Below are 13,305 nucleotides of genomic sequence, written 5' to 3'. Positions count from 1 at the left end.
CTGATGACCATAGCGAGTCGGTACCACCCCTTCCCATCCCGAACAGGACCGTGAAACGACTCCACGCCGATGATAGTGCGGATTCCCGTGTGAAAGTAGGTAATCGTCAGGCTCCCAAGCAGCAAACAGAAACCCCACCCCTTCAAGGTGGGGTTTTTGCGTTTAACAGCCACGCTACATCGCAGCCGGTGCAAAACACTCACTCCCGCCCCAGCCGCACCGCGTCCGCGTATCCCGTCAGTTCCAGATACGCGCGTCCTACATCCACGCCTTCGCGACTCACCCGAACTGCGCCTTCCCAATACACCGCGCCAGTCGATTGTCGGGAGTCGAGTTCCTGGTCGTCCATCAACGGATCGAGTTTCCATCTCAACGTGCCGGTCTTGAGCATCATCGAGACGGGGTACAGCGTGTTCGTCCGAGGCGAGCGCCATGTTCTGATCGGGGTGAAGTCGACCTCATCCGGAGCGAACGCCATCACCTGACCATCCGGTTTGCGAAGCGCTGCGTGCGCCCACATGGCGTGTCCATCGCGAGCGCGTACCTTGAAAGCCATCAAGGCCGATCCGTCGGTCAGATTGGCACCCAGCCAATCCCATCCCACCGCGTTCGAGTCCAGTAACGTGCTCGACCATTCGTGATCGAGCCACGCCACGCCGCTCACGGCTGTGTCGCCGCGTGCGGCGGCGCCGGCCGAGGCCGGACGCACCACGCTGCCGCTCACGTGCAATTGCGGTTCGCTGTAGTAATAGCTGGCTTGTTCAGGGCGCGGACCTTTGCGCGAATATCCGCGATCACCCTGGACCAAAGGCGCCTGAGTCGGCGTCAGCGTGAGATGCAATGCGAAGCCGTTTGCATCGGCGGTGACGTTGTACCGACCATCGGCGCCACGCGTGATTTTCCAGCTACCGAGTTTGACATCGGTATTCGCCGCCTTGGCGTAAGCGAGGCCGAAGCCCTGACGCGCAACACGCTGATCGTGTACGAGATGTCCGAACGCAGGGTCGCTCAACGCGGCATGCGCGATGATCAATTGCGACGGCGCGAAGGCGCTCGGATCTGCCGCGTCGTGGCCAGTCGCCGAGCGAAAGAAGGTGATCTGAAAACCGAGCGGTTGTTTATCCGGGGTAGTGAGCCAACCCGTCGCATACCACCACTCGGTGCGAAACGTGTCGTGAGCACCTGTGTCCCGCGGCAGGGCAATCGGATGGTCCGGCGTGACGGTTGCAAACTGCGGCGCCGCTGCAAATGCCGTGGCTACCATCAGCCCACTGGCACATACCAGGCCGCGAATCAATCCGCCGAAATACAGCCGCGTTGCAGAAGACCTCGACCCGGCGACGCAAACACGTAACGCGCGTCGCCGCACAGCACGTGGCTCGTCAAACGGCGCCATTACCGCGCGAATACCATCGCACACTCGCCCAGCTCGCGGCCACGCACGCATCACCAATCCTCCTTCACAGCCCGCACCGCATCGATCGACACAGCACCGCGCCCCGCGACCACCGCAGTCGAGCAAGACGAAGCCAGCATCACCAAAGCCACCGTGCCCAAGACCGTCCACGGAACGTGCAACGCCATGCTCCAGTGAAACGACTGCGGATTCACGACAAACACGAGGATCAGGCTAATCGCGAATCCAAGCACGAAGCCCATCGCGATACCGCACGCGGCGAGCATGCCACCTTCGAGCGCGAGGACTGCGAGAACCTGCGCGCGGGTCACGCCGACGTGCCTCAGCATGCCGAACTCGCGCGCTCGCGCGAGCGTCTGCGCGGAAAATGTCGCCGCCACCCCGAACAGACCGATCACGATAGCAACGCCCTCGAGCAGATACGTGACCGCGAAACTCCGATCGAAAATCACCAGCGTATGCGCGCGAATTTCGCCGGGTTGTGAAAGTTCGAGCGACGCGCCAAAGGGCAGCGCACGCAAGCTTGCGACAACCTGATCGACACTTGCAGCGGGTTGGACCGTGACGGCTACGTCGGTCGCGCCGCTATCGCCCGTGAGGCGACGGTAATCGGCAAGCCGTATCTGAATCGCGCCGGTTTGGCGGACATAGTCGCGCCACACGCCGGCCACCACGAACACGGAAGGGCGATCGCCAATCGGCAGACGCACGCGTTCGCCGAGCTTGTAGCCATACAGATCGACCATTGCTTCGGAGACCCAAACAGGTGTCTCTCCGTCACGAAACGCGGAAGGCGGCAACACCGCACCGGTCATCTGCAGATTCGCGCCCGGATCGGCCGCATCGATTTCACGCGCGAGCACGGCGATATCCGGACGCGCGGGGTCGAGCGTGATACGCGACGTGCGAGCGAAGGCCGCGCGCCTGATGCCCGCGACGGCCGCCAACTGCGTTTGCTCGTCGGGACGCAAGCCCCCCGTGTCGCCATTCGGTGCCACCCGCACATATAAATCGGCGGAGAGCAGGTGGACCAGCCAGTCTTCGACGGATACGCGAAAACTCGCCACCATGATCGCCATCGCGACGATCAGTGCGAAGCTCGACAACACGCCGCCCATGGCAATCGATGCATGGCCTGGCGCATTTGCGAGCCGCGCCAGCGCTAGCGTGCCGGTCGCGCTGGCGCGACGTCGCGTTGCAAACGCGCGGCTCGCCATGCCGAACAGCGTCGCGGTGACACGCGGCATCAAAGCGATTCCCCCGATGAGCAGCAGCGCGACGGCGAGATAGCCGCCAATCGGCGCATCGAACAGCGGCGGTATCCGGGTGAGTAAAGCGGCGCCCAGCAAGCACGCCAGCGCGGGCCACGGCGTCGCCAGCCGTCCCAACGCGCCTTCTTCCGCGCCCGCCTTGAGCGCCGCGGCGGGTCGCGCGCGCGCTGCTTCCAGTGCGGGCGCAAGACTGCCGAAGACCGCGACGGCGATGCCGAGCGCCAGAAATATCGTGCTCGCGAGCGGTTCGAAACCCACCTGTGGCCGCACGCCCGGAAAATAACCGCCACCGAGATCGCTGCCGAAAAAGCGCAGCGCGACGCTCGCCATCGCGTAGCCGAGCCCAAGTCCGACCAGCGATCCTAGCAGGCCAAGCAACGCGCCCTCCAGCAGGATCTGGCGCAACAACTGGCCGCGTGTCAGCCCGAGTACGCGCAGCATGGCGAATTGCGCGCGCCGTCGTACGACGCCCTGCGCTTGTGTCGAGAACACCAGGAATGCGCCGGTGAACAGCGCGACCAGCGCGAGCACATTCATGTTGATCCGATAGGCGCGCGACAACCGGTCGGTACGGCTTTCGGCGTCGCGCGTTTCGGAGACGACCCAGCGACTGCCCAGTTGTGCCTGCAGATCGCGTCGGAAGCGTTCCCGGTCGACGCCGCGTTCGAGTTGCACGTCGACCCGCGAGAGCTTGCCCACGCGGCCGAATTTCCACTGGGCGGCGGCGATATCCATCACCGCGAGCCGCTGACCCGGTCGCGTTCTGACGAGCCCGCCGGCCACCCGGAAATGCACGATCGACGTACCGCTTTGCAACGCCACGTCGTCGCCGACTTTCACCTTCAGCCATTGTTGCGCGGCTGTCGAAAGAAACACGGTGTCGGCCGCCAGCGTATCGAACGGACGATCTGGCGCCGGTACGCCGATCAGATCGGGCGCGATCCGGCTTGCCTTGAACACGTCGATGCCGAGCACCGGCAGCGCGGCGTTCTCGCCCGGCACGCTGACGTCCAGTGCCAATACGGGGCTTGCCAGCACGACGCCAGGCCGGTTGGCGACAAGGGGATAGATAGACTCGTTGCAGGCAGGTTGGGCGCCGCGCACCTGTAGATCGGCCTGGCCCGACAGGCTGCGGGTGGCCGCGGAAAATTCGTTGAACGCCGCGCTGTTGATCAGTTGCACGGCATAGCCGAGCGCGACGCCCAGCGCGATCGTCGCAATGGCAACCAGGGCGCGCCCGCGATGGCTGCGCCATTCAGCGCCCAATAACCAGCGCGCGAGAACGCGATATCCGGCTATTGGCCGCGGCGGCGGTGGATCAGTTCGCATCGTCGGCCGAGCGCGCCGGCTGTTGGTTAGCTGTCTGAAGGGGCGACGCCGCGTGCAAACCGCCTTCGCTCAGGATCAGGATGCGGTCGGCCACCGCCGCCGCGGCCTCCGAGTGCGTCACCATGATCGTCGCCGCGCCGGTCGCCTTGCTTTGGGCACGAAACAGGCTGAGTACGTCGTGTGCGGTATCGGGGTCGAGATTGCCGGTGGGTTCGTCGGCGAGGATCAGTTTCGGGCGATGCACGAGCGCTCGCGCAATGGCGACGCGCTGCAATTCGCCGCCGGAAAGCTGGCGCGGAAAATCCTCACCGCGGCCGCCCAGACCGACGGCCGCGAGCATCTCGAGTGCGGCAGCGACGGGTTGATCGTTCAGCAGCAGCGGTAACGCGACGTTCTGCGCGAGCGTCAAATGAGGCAGTACGTGAAACGCCTGAAAGACGAAGCCGAGTTTTTGCCGACGCAGGCGCGTGGCCGCGTTGTCATCGAGACGCGCGACCGGATTGCCGTCGATGATCACGTCGCCCGCGTCCGCGCTGTCGAGGCCCGCGATCAGATTGAGCAGCGTGGATTTGCCGACACCGGAATCGCCCATGATCGCGACGAATTCGCCCGGCCGCAAAATGAAATCGAGATCCGACAGCACCACGCGGCCGCTGCCGTAAGCCTTGCTCAATCTGCGGCATTCGAGAGCGGGAGGAGCAGTTTCGTCGCGAAGCACCATGCGATTTCCGGGTTGAACGACTGACAAAGGCGGCGCAGGGCGAGACGCAGCAGTTCTCGGCACGGCCAGATTTTTTGGATTGGTGAAAGCGTCTGGAAAGTATCGTGCGCACTTCAGGGAGATTGAAATACTCCCCGCCTATCCCGCCGTTCTATGTCGACACTGCCACTCTTTTAGAGTGCCGGACCAAAAAAATTTTTCACGGCTTAACTTCTGAAATTTCTGTTTTGACGCCGAAATCCACCTCGATGAGGCATCGTGCACCAGCATGAACTATTCCAGTCTGATTGAAAGGCTGTCCGACCATCGCAAGAGTCGCCAACCTGCTTTTAAATGTGCGCTTCACCGTGCAAATTTCGCAGTGCATTCGTCGCTTGAAATGTCTTGTGCATCTGCACATTTCTATGCGTTTCGCAATGCCAAGTGTGGCAACAATACATTGCTTGCGGCGTTTCAGCGTTGTTGCGCTGCAAAAGTATTCTTATCTTGGTAATCTCCCACCCTTGGTCATTCGGCTGCGGGTAAACGTGTAGCGGTCACTACCTGGCACACGTCCATTTCAGCGAAATCCAGCCTACATATCCATTTCAATGCTTTCATAAACGGAAGCTTTGACGCGGCGTTTTGTACTTCAAGTTTTCGATAGAGCACATGCCATTGCCTCTTCTTAGCCTTCTAATCTGGATCCCCATTGTCGCTGGCCTCGTGGTCTTGCGCGCCGGATCCGACGCGGCACGTGGCCGCACCCGGTGGCTCGCGCTGATCGGCGCGGTCGCGGGTTTCCTGCCGGTGATTCCGCTGGTCTCGAATTTCCGCAACGACGTCACGTCGATGCAGTTCGTCGAAAACGTGCGCTGGTCGCCGACCTTCGATATCGCCTGGCATGTGGGCGTGGATGGGATTTCGCTGTGGCTCGTCGCGCTGACGGCACTGACCACGATCATCATCGTGGTCGCCTCGTGGGAGTCGATCACCGAGCGCACCGCTCAGTACTTCGGCTCGTTCCTGATGCTGTCGGGCTTCATGCAGGGTGTGTTCACCTCGCTCGACGGCATGCTGTTCTTCATCGCCTTCGAGGCCACGCTGATTCCGCTGTACCTGCTGATCGGCACGTGGGGCAACGCGAACCGCCGGTATGCCGCGGTGAAGTTCTTCTTCGTCTCGCTCCTCGGCTCGCTGATGATGCTGATGTCGATGCTGTACCTGTACGGCCAGACGCACAGCTTCGACCTCGCCATCTGGCGTGAGACGCATCTCGGCACGTGGCCGCAGGTGTTGATTTTCCTCGGCTTCCTCGCCGCCTTCGGCGTGAAAGTGCCGATGTGGCCGCTGCACACGTGGCTGCCTGACGTCCACCTCGACGGCCCGACCGGCGCTGCCGTGATGATCGGCATGCTGAAGCTGGGCGGTTACGGCCTGCTGCGTTTCGCGCTGCCGATTGCACCGCAAGCTGCTCACTTTTTCGCGCCGATGATCATCACGCTGTCGCTGGTCGCGGTGATCTACTCGAGCCTGCTGGCACTCGTGCAAACCGACATGCGCCGTCTGCTCGCGTATTCGACGATTTCGCACATGGGCCTCGTCACGCTCGGCCTGTTCGTCTTCAACCGCATTGGCCAGGCCGGTGCGATCGTGCAGATGCTTTCGTATGGCGTGGTGTCGGGCGCGATGCTGCTGTGCACGGGCATGCTCTATGACCGCACGAAGACCGCCACGATCGCCGAATACGGTGGCGTGGCCAACACCATGCCGCGTTTCGCCGCCTTCGTGATGCTGTTCTCGATGGCCAACATCGGTCTGCCGGGCACCTCGGGTTTCGTCGGCGAATTCATGGTGCTGATGGGCGCGATCCGCTTCAACTTCTGGATCGGCGCAATGGCCGCTTCCACCCTGATCCTGAGCGCGTGCTACACGCTGTGGATGTACAAGCGCGTGATTTTCGGCGCGATCGCCAACGCGCGCGTCGCCAAACTGAAGGACCTCGGCAAGCGCGAGTTCGTGCTGCTGGGCGCCATGGCATTGCTGGTGCTGGCGATCGGCCTCGACCCGAAGCCGTTCACCGATGCGATCGATCCGTCCGTCGGCACGCTGCTGGCGCAGTCGGAGCGCTCGGTGCATCCGTCGGACTCCGAGCCGGACGGCGGCGAGCACCTGCAGGCAGCCGTGCCCGCACCGGTGTCGGCGACGGTTCGTACGCCGGGCTAACGGAGGACAGACCCGCGAGACGCTGCGCAGTCGCAGCATCCTGAGCCCGGAATGCTGTCTCGCCAACGCGGTTTTTTCCTTCAGGATCAAGGCTCTTCGCCTACGCCTCGTGCGACACGACCCAAGCGGTCAGGTCGCACGGGGCGTTTGTCCGAGGGGCTTGGGTAGATTTTTGTTGTGCCGATGCTCCGTATGGGGACGTTTCGAAACCCTCGCCTGACGCAGACCTGCGACAACGTGTCGCGCAGTGCTGCGACGCAATAGATCGTTGCGAAATCGGGGGTTTATTTAGCGAGTACGCCTCCCTACTATGCGAGCGCTTACTAATGGAGAGCGGTCGAATGACGTTCGTTGAAGTCGTAAAAAAGAGGCAATGGTTATGAAAGGAAAGACTCTGCGTGGGTCGCTCAGTTTCCTGTCTGCCGGCCTCGTGTTGTTGCTCTCGGGTTGCAGCAACCTCGATATTTTGAATCCGAAGGGGAGTGTGGGTCTGGCGGAACGTGAGCTGATTGCCACGTCCACCTGGGCCATGCTGATCGTGGTCGTTCCGGTGATCGCGCTGACGCTGCTGTTCGCATGGCGTTACCGTTCAACGAACAAGAGTGCGGATTACCAGCCTGGCTGGACGCATTCCACCGCTGTCGAAATCGCCATCTGGACGATTCCGACGCTGATCATTCTGTTCCTGGCTGTACTCACGTGGCGTACCACGCACGAGCTTGATCCGTACAAGCCGCTCGAGTCGCAGGTCAAGCCGATCAACGTCGAAGTCGTCGCGCTCGACTGGAAGTGGCTGTTCATCTATCCGGACCTCGGTATCGCTTCGGTGAACCAGCTGGCGATTCCGGTCGGCACGCCGGTGAACTTCACGATCACGTCGGACACGGTGATGAACTCGTTCTTCATCCCGCAACTCGGCGGTCAGATCTACGCGATGGCCGGCATGCAAACGCGTCTGCACCTGATCGCTGACGAAGCCGGCAACTATGCGGGCACCTCGGCGAACTTCAGCGGCAAGGGCTTCTCGGACATGAAGTTCCGCACGCTCGCTACGTCGCCGGAAGAGTTCAACGCGTGGGTCGCCAAAGTGCGCGCCTCGTCGGACAACCTGAGCATGGACCGTTACCACGCGGTATCGGCGCCGAGCGAGAAGGACCCGGTGCGTTACTTCTCGACGGTCGATCCGAAGCTCTTTCACAACATCATTGCCCGGTACAACAACGGCAACGTCATCGACAACATGAACGACGCCAACTGTGCACCAAAGGGTAAGGGGTAACGCATGTTCGGAAAACTCTCACTAGACTCGATTCCGTACCACGAGCCGATCATCATGGTGACGGCCGCGGGCATCGCCATCGGCGGTGCGCTGGTACTGGGTCTGATCACCTATTTTGGCAAGTGGCGCTACCTGTGGACCGAATGGCTCACGTCGGTCGACCACAAGAAGCTCGGCGCGATGTACATCGTCGTTGCGCTCATCATGCTGTTCCGCGGTTTCGCGGATGCAATCATGATGCGCACCCAGCTGGCGCTGTCGTATAACTCGCCAGGCGTGCTGCCACCGCACCATTACGACCAGATCTTCACCGCGCACGGCGTCATCATGATTTTCTTCATGGCGATGGCGTTCATGGTCGGCCTGATGAACCTCATCGTGCCGCTGCAGATCGGTGCGCGCGACGTCGCGTTCCCGTTCCTGAACTCGCTGAGCTTCTGGATGACGGCGATCAGCGCGATTCTGATCAACATCTCGCTGGTGATCGGTGAATTCGCGCAAACGGGTTGGCTCGCGTATCCGCCGTTGTCCGAACTGCAGTTCAGTCCGGGTGTCGGGGTCGACTATTACCTGTGGAGCTTGCAGCTTTCCGGTATCGGTACCTTGCTGACCGGCGTGAACTTCTTCGTGACGATCGTGAAGATGCGCGCTCCGGGCATGACGTTCATGAAGTTGCCGGTGTTCACGTGGACCGCGCTGTGCACCAACGTGCTGATCATGGCTGCGTTCCCGATCCTGACCGTCACGCTCGCGCTGCTCGGTCTGGACCGTTACCTCGGCATGCACTTCTTCACGAACGATGCCGGCGGCAACGCCATGCTGTACCTGAACCTGATCTGGGCATGGGGTCACCCCGAGGTGTACATCCTGATCCTGCCGGCGTTCGGTATCTTCTCGGAAGTCGTGGCAACCTTCGCCAAGAAGCCGCTGTTCGGCTACAAGACGATGGTGTGGGCAACCTGCGCGATCATGGTGCTGTCGTTCCTCGTGTGGCTGCATCACTTCTTCACGATGGGTTCGGGCGCCGACGTGAACTCGTTCTTCGGTATTGCAACGATGGTGATTGCGATCCCGACCGGCGTGAAGGTGTTCAACTGGCTGTTCACGATTTACAAGGGCCGTCTGCAGTTCACGACCCCGATTCTGTGGACTCTGGGCTTCATGGTCACGTTCACGATCGGCGGTATGACCGGCGTGATGATGGCGATTCCGGGCGCGGACTTCGTGCTGCACAACAGCCTGTTCCTGATCGCTCACTTCCACAACGTGATCATTGGTGGCGTGCTGTTCGGCTACCTGGCTGGTTTCAACTACTGGTTCCCGAAGGCCTTCGGCTTCAAGCTCAATGAAAAGCTGGGCAAGGCTGCGTTCTGGTTCTGGCAGATCGGCTTCTGGGTTGCGTTCACGCCGTTGTACGTGCTGGGCTTCATGGGCATGACGCGTCGTCTGAATCACTACGACAACCCCGCCTGGCACCCGTGGCTGATCTGCGCGTGGGTCGGTGCGGTTCTGATCGCGATCGGTATTGCGTTCCAGGTGCTGCAACTGGTCGTCAGTATTCGCGACCGCAACAAGCCGGAAAACCGCGACCTGTCGGGCGATCCGTGGGACGCTCATACGCTGGAATGGGCTACGAGTTCGCCGCCGGCGTCGTACAACTTCGCGATCATTCCGGAAGTGCGTGAACTCGACGCCTTCACCGAAATGAAGTCGCGCAAGAATCAGCCGAAGCCGGTGTATAGCGACATTCACATGCCGTCGAACACGTCGGCCGGTGTGGTGACGGCGGTGTTCTCGCTGGTGCTGGGTTTTGCCGCTGTCTGGCACATCTGGTGGCTCGCCATCATCGGTCTGGTCGGTGCGATCGGCACCGTGATCGTCTACAGCTTCCAGAAGAACGAAGGCTTTTACATCCCGGCCGCTACGGTCGCGGCGATCGAAGAGAAACGCGCCGGCGCCCGTGCGCAGGTCGCGTTGGAGGTGGATTGATGTCAAACAACACGCTTACGGCCGACCCGCATCACGACGATGCGCATCACGCCGATCATCCGCCGTCGCATTCGGTATTCGGCTTCTGGCTGTACCTGATGACCGACTGCATCATCTTCGCGTCGCTGTTCGCAGTGTTCGCGGTGATGAGCCACCAGTTCGCCGGTGGTCCGACCGGTAAGGATCTGTTCGAGATCCCGGGCGTCGCGCTCGAAACCACGATGCTGCTGCTGAGCAGTATCACGTACGGTTTCGCGATGCTGGGCGCACACAAGAACCGCAAGGGCGCATTGCTCTTCTGGCTTGGCGTGACGTTCCTGCTGGGTCTCGCGTTCCTCGTGCTGGAACTGCGCGAGTTCTCGCATCTGATCGCCGAAGGCGCAGGTCCGAGCCGCAGCGCGTTCCTGTCGTCGTTCTTCACGCTGGTCGGCACGCACGGTCTGCACGTGACGTGCGGCCTGATCTGGATGGTGGTGCTCGCCGTTCAGGTGCTGCGTCATAAAGACCTGACCGAACGCGACATGATCCGTCTGACGTGCCTGAGCCTTTTCTGGCACTTTCTGGACGTCGTGTGGATCGGCGTCTTCACCTTTGTCTATCTTGCGAGCGTGATCTAAATGGAACATAGCCATAACGCACACTCGGGTGGAAGCCACGGCAGCTTCGGCAGCTATATGACGGGCTTCGTGCTCTCCGTCATCCTGACTGCTGCTGCGTTCGCTCTCGTTCTGACGGGCACGTTGACCGGCCATGACGCGCTGTACGCGATCTCGGGCCTAGCGCTCGTGCAGATCGTCGTGCACCTGGTGTTCTTCCTGCACATGAACACGTCGTCGGAACAACGCTGGAATGTGACGGCGTTCGCGTTCACTGCGTTGACCGCGGTGATCGTGATCGGCGGCACGCTGTGGGTCTTGCATAACGTCAGCATGAACATGATGTCCCGCTAAGGCGGAACGTCGTACAGCCTGTCGTTGAAAAAGCCCCGCAAGATGAAAGTCTTGCGGGGCTTTTTTTAGTTTCGGTCCAACTGCGGACGAGGTCGCCCTAATCCTGAAGATTGACGGCCTCGTCTGCGGACGTTAGGATCGTTCGCATGACCGCTTCTATCCTTATCCCTTCGCCTTCTTTGCGCGCATGCTGTCGCAGCCTGCCAAGGGGAGCTTGCGTTTAGCGAGTCGATCTGTCCACATCCGTATCCCTGAGGCCACCCGTCACACGACCGGTGGTCTTTTTGTTTTCTGGCGCCTTCGATACCGAGGAAAAACGCTATGCCGCTCGTCCTGTACGACACCTGGTCGCGCACCCTGCGCGCGTTTGAGCCGATTCATGCGGACCACGTGGGTCTCTATTGCTGCGGCCCGACGGTGTACGACCACGCGCACATCGGCAATCTGCGGACGTACATCTTCGAAGACGTCCTGCGGCGCACTTTGCAGTTGAACGGCTATAACGTGCGGCACGTCGTCAACATCACCGATGTCGGCCATCTCGTCTCCGACGCGGACGAGGGCGAGGACAAGATGGAGAAGGGCAGCCGACGTACCGGCGAGTCCGCGCGGGCGATCGCCGAGCGCTACACCGAGGCCTTCATGGACGACTGGCGCGCGCTCAATCTGCTCGAACCCGCTTTGTGGTGCCGCGCGACCGATCACATCGCCGAGCAGATCGCGTTCATCGCCGAGCTCGAAGAAAAGGGCTACACGTACCGCACGAGCGACGGCATCTACTTCGACACCGGCAAACAGGACGACTACGGTTTTCTGGCACGTCTCGACGTAGCGGGCCTGCAAGCGGGCAAGCGGGTCGCCTTGGGCGACAAGCGGCGTGCCACGGACTTCGCGCTGTGGAAATTCAGCCCGGCCGGCAGCACGCGTCAGATGGAGTGGAGCAGCCCTTGGGGCCGAGGCTTTCCCGGCTGGCATATCGAGTGCTCGGCGATGTCGGCGAAATACCTGGGACCGTGGTTCGATCTTCATTGCGGCGGCGAAGACCACATCGCCGTGCATCACAGCAACGAGATCGCGCAGACCCAGGCGCGCCACGGCACGCGGCTCGCCAACTTCTGGATGCATGGCCATTTCCTGATGCTGGACGCCGGTAAGATGTCGAAGTCCGGCGGTGACTTCGTGCGCTTGCAGAGTGTGATCGAGCGTGGCGTCGATCCGCTGGCCTATCGCTATCTATGCCTGAGCGCGCACTATCGAAGCAGCTTGCGGTTCAACGAGGGCGCGCTGGACGCCGCGCAATCGGCGCTGGGCCGTCTGCGCAAAACCTATCGGCAGTGGCCGCAGGGCGGCGCACCGGACGCGCATGCAATCGCGCGCTTCAAGGCCGAGGTCGATCACGACCTGAACCTGCCGCGCGCGCTCGCCGTGTTGTGGGAGGTGGTGCGAAGCGATCTGCCGCCGGCGACGCGCAGGGCCACGGTTGACGCCTTCGACGCGGTGTTGGGACTGAAGCTCGATCAATGGCACGACAAGCCCGTATCGATTCCCGTCGCGATAGCCGCACTCGCGGATGAACGCGCCGAGGCACGCGCGCAGAAGCGCTGGAGCGAAGCGGATCGTCTGCGTGAGGCTTTGCGTGTAGCGGGGTGGTATGTAGAAGACAGCGCGAGTGGGCAGGTGTTGCGTCCGCTCGACTGACACCCTGCTCGCGATGCATCGTGCGGTGCGTGCCCGCGCCGCACGATGCCAGCGCATCGCTGCGCTGATTCACAGGCGATGGCTTTACAGCGGCATGATCTGTTGCGGTTGGGCGTGCATGTTGCCGTACGGCGACAACACGGGACCGCAGCCAGAACGAACCGGCTCACAGCCCCAGCCTTGCCGGCCATATACGGGTTGTTGCAGCACGCCAGGATAGCACGACGGCGTTTGAGGGTAGCAGGAAGGCGTTTCGCGCGAGTAACAGCCGCTGCCACCACGAATGGACAGCGCAGCGGCGTGGTCGAGTTCGTCGAAGCGGGGCAGGTCTTTGAGGGCGATAGTGCTCATGATGGATCTCCGGCAAGGTTGGCTTGGGTTGCGTTGAGTTGAGCGCGACCATGTCGCCGCGCTCTGACGTTCCTCTTGCACACACCATGCCATTC

10 protein-coding genes and 1 rRNA gene are annotated in these 13,305 nt (G+C 61.7%); 7 read left to right on the top strand and 4 right to left on the bottom strand.

The window, feature by feature from the left end:
* Positions 1 to 112 (top strand): 5S ribosomal RNA (rrf, locus tag FQ705_RS06905).
* 87 nt (positions 113 to 199) lie between these two features.
* Here the strand turns inward: rrf and FQ705_RS06900 are convergent.
* The 3 genes from FQ705_RS06900 to FQ705_RS06890 form a co-directional block, all read right to left on the bottom strand.
* Positions 200 to 1,264, bottom strand: coding sequence for a carotenoid 1,2-hydratase (locus FQ705_RS06900; RefSeq protein WP_260854408.1), 1,065 nt, complete (start codon positions 1,262 to 1,264; stop codon positions 200 to 202).
* Between the two features lie 182 nt (positions 1,265 to 1,446).
* Entirely contained in the window at positions 1,447 to 4,017 is a 2,571-nt protein-coding gene (locus FQ705_RS06895) for an FtsX-like permease family protein (RefSeq protein WP_144138716.1), read from the bottom strand.
* Complete coding sequence (locus FQ705_RS06890; protein ID WP_144138714.1) at positions 4,007 to 4,738, bottom strand: ABC transporter ATP-binding protein; 732 nt, start codon at positions 4,736 to 4,738, stop codon at positions 4,007 to 4,009. Before FQ705_RS06890 ends, FQ705_RS06895 begins: the two co-directional genes overlap by 11 nt.
* 651 nt (positions 4,739 to 5,389) lie before the next feature.
* Between FQ705_RS06890 and FQ705_RS06885 the strand changes: the two genes are divergently transcribed.
* The 6 genes from FQ705_RS06885 (at position 5,390) to cysS (ending at position 12,859) form a co-directional block, all read left to right on the top strand.
* A complete protein-coding gene (locus tag FQ705_RS06885) occupies positions 5,390 to 6,943 on the top strand; it encodes a NuoM family protein (RefSeq protein WP_144138712.1) in 1,554 nt (517 codons plus the stop codon).
* Between the two features lie 379 nt (positions 6,944 to 7,322).
* A complete protein-coding gene (gene cyoA, locus FQ705_RS06880; protein ID WP_144138709.1) occupies positions 7,323 to 8,222 on the top strand; it encodes a ubiquinol oxidase subunit II in 900 nt (299 codons plus the stop codon).
* Between the two features lie 3 nt (positions 8,223 to 8,225).
* Complete coding sequence (gene cyoB / locus FQ705_RS06875; protein WP_144138706.1) at positions 8,226 to 10,211, top strand: cytochrome o ubiquinol oxidase subunit I; 1,986 nt, start codon at positions 8,226 to 8,228, stop codon at positions 10,209 to 10,211.
* Complete coding sequence (cyoC, locus tag FQ705_RS06870) at positions 10,211 to 10,828, top strand: cytochrome o ubiquinol oxidase subunit III (RefSeq protein WP_144138702.1); 618 nt, start codon at positions 10,211 to 10,213, stop codon at positions 10,826 to 10,828. The genes cyoB and cyoC overlap by 1 nt, the downstream gene beginning before the upstream one ends.
* Positions 10,829 to 11,161 (top strand): cytochrome o ubiquinol oxidase subunit IV, encoded by a 333-nt coding sequence (gene cyoD / locus FQ705_RS06865; RefSeq protein ID WP_144138684.1) that lies wholly within the window; start codon positions 10,829 to 10,831, stop codon positions 11,159 to 11,161. It begins immediately after the preceding gene.
* A gap of 321 nt (positions 11,162 to 11,482) precedes the next feature.
* Positions 11,483 to 12,859 carry a cysteine--tRNA ligase gene (gene cysS, locus FQ705_RS06860; RefSeq protein WP_144138682.1) on the top strand — a complete coding sequence of 459 codons (1,377 nt, stop codon included), beginning with the start codon at positions 11,483 to 11,485 and terminating at the stop codon, positions 12,857 to 12,859.
* Between the two features lie 84 nt (positions 12,860 to 12,943).
* Here the strand turns inward: cysS and FQ705_RS06855 are convergent, their stop codons facing one another.
* Positions 12,944 to 13,210: a hypothetical protein gene (locus FQ705_RS06855; protein WP_144138680.1), complete on the bottom strand. Its 267-nt coding sequence runs from the start codon at positions 13,208 to 13,210 to the stop codon at positions 12,944 to 12,946.
* Positions 13,211 to 13,305: the final 95 nt, after the last annotated feature.

Source organism: Paraburkholderia sp. BCC1884 (assembly GCF_900996225.1).
Lineage (GTDB): Bacteria > Pseudomonadota > Gammaproteobacteria > Burkholderiales > Burkholderiaceae > Paraburkholderia.
Note: the sequence above shows the minus strand (reverse complement) of the source record. Positions and strands in the feature narration are given on the sequence as shown.

Bases quoted from the DNA above. Each gene is read 5' to 3' on its own strand.
- FQ705_RS06900 (WP_260854408.1), bottom strand. From the start codon at position 1,264: ATGGTAGCCACGGCATTTGCAGCGGCGCCGCAGTTTGCAACCGTCACG.
- FQ705_RS06895 (WP_144138716.1), bottom strand. From the start codon at position 4,017: ATGCGAACTGATCCACCGCCGCCGCGGCCAATAGCCGGATATCGCGTT.
- FQ705_RS06890 (WP_144138714.1), bottom strand. From the start codon at position 4,738: ATGGTGCTTCGCGACGAAACTGCTCCTCCCGCTCTCGAATGCCGCAGA.
- FQ705_RS06885 (WP_144138712.1), top strand. From the start codon at position 5,390: ATGCCATTGCCTCTTCTTAGCCTTCTAATCTGGATCCCCATTGTCGCT.
- cyoA (WP_144138709.1), top strand. From the start codon at position 7,323: ATGAAAGGAAAGACTCTGCGTGGGTCGCTCAGTTTCCTGTCTGCCGGC.
- cyoB (WP_144138706.1), top strand. From the start codon at position 8,226: ATGTTCGGAAAACTCTCACTAGACTCGATTCCGTACCACGAGCCGATC.
- cyoC (WP_144138702.1), top strand. From the start codon at position 10,211: ATGTCAAACAACACGCTTACGGCCGACCCGCATCACGACGATGCGCAT.
- cyoD (WP_144138684.1), top strand. From the start codon at position 10,829: ATGGAACATAGCCATAACGCACACTCGGGTGGAAGCCACGGCAGCTTC.
- cysS (WP_144138682.1), top strand. From the start codon at position 11,483: ATGCCGCTCGTCCTGTACGACACCTGGTCGCGCACCCTGCGCGCGTTT.
- FQ705_RS06855 (WP_144138680.1), bottom strand. From the start codon at position 13,210: ATGAGCACTATCGCCCTCAAAGACCTGCCCCGCTTCGACGAACTCGAC.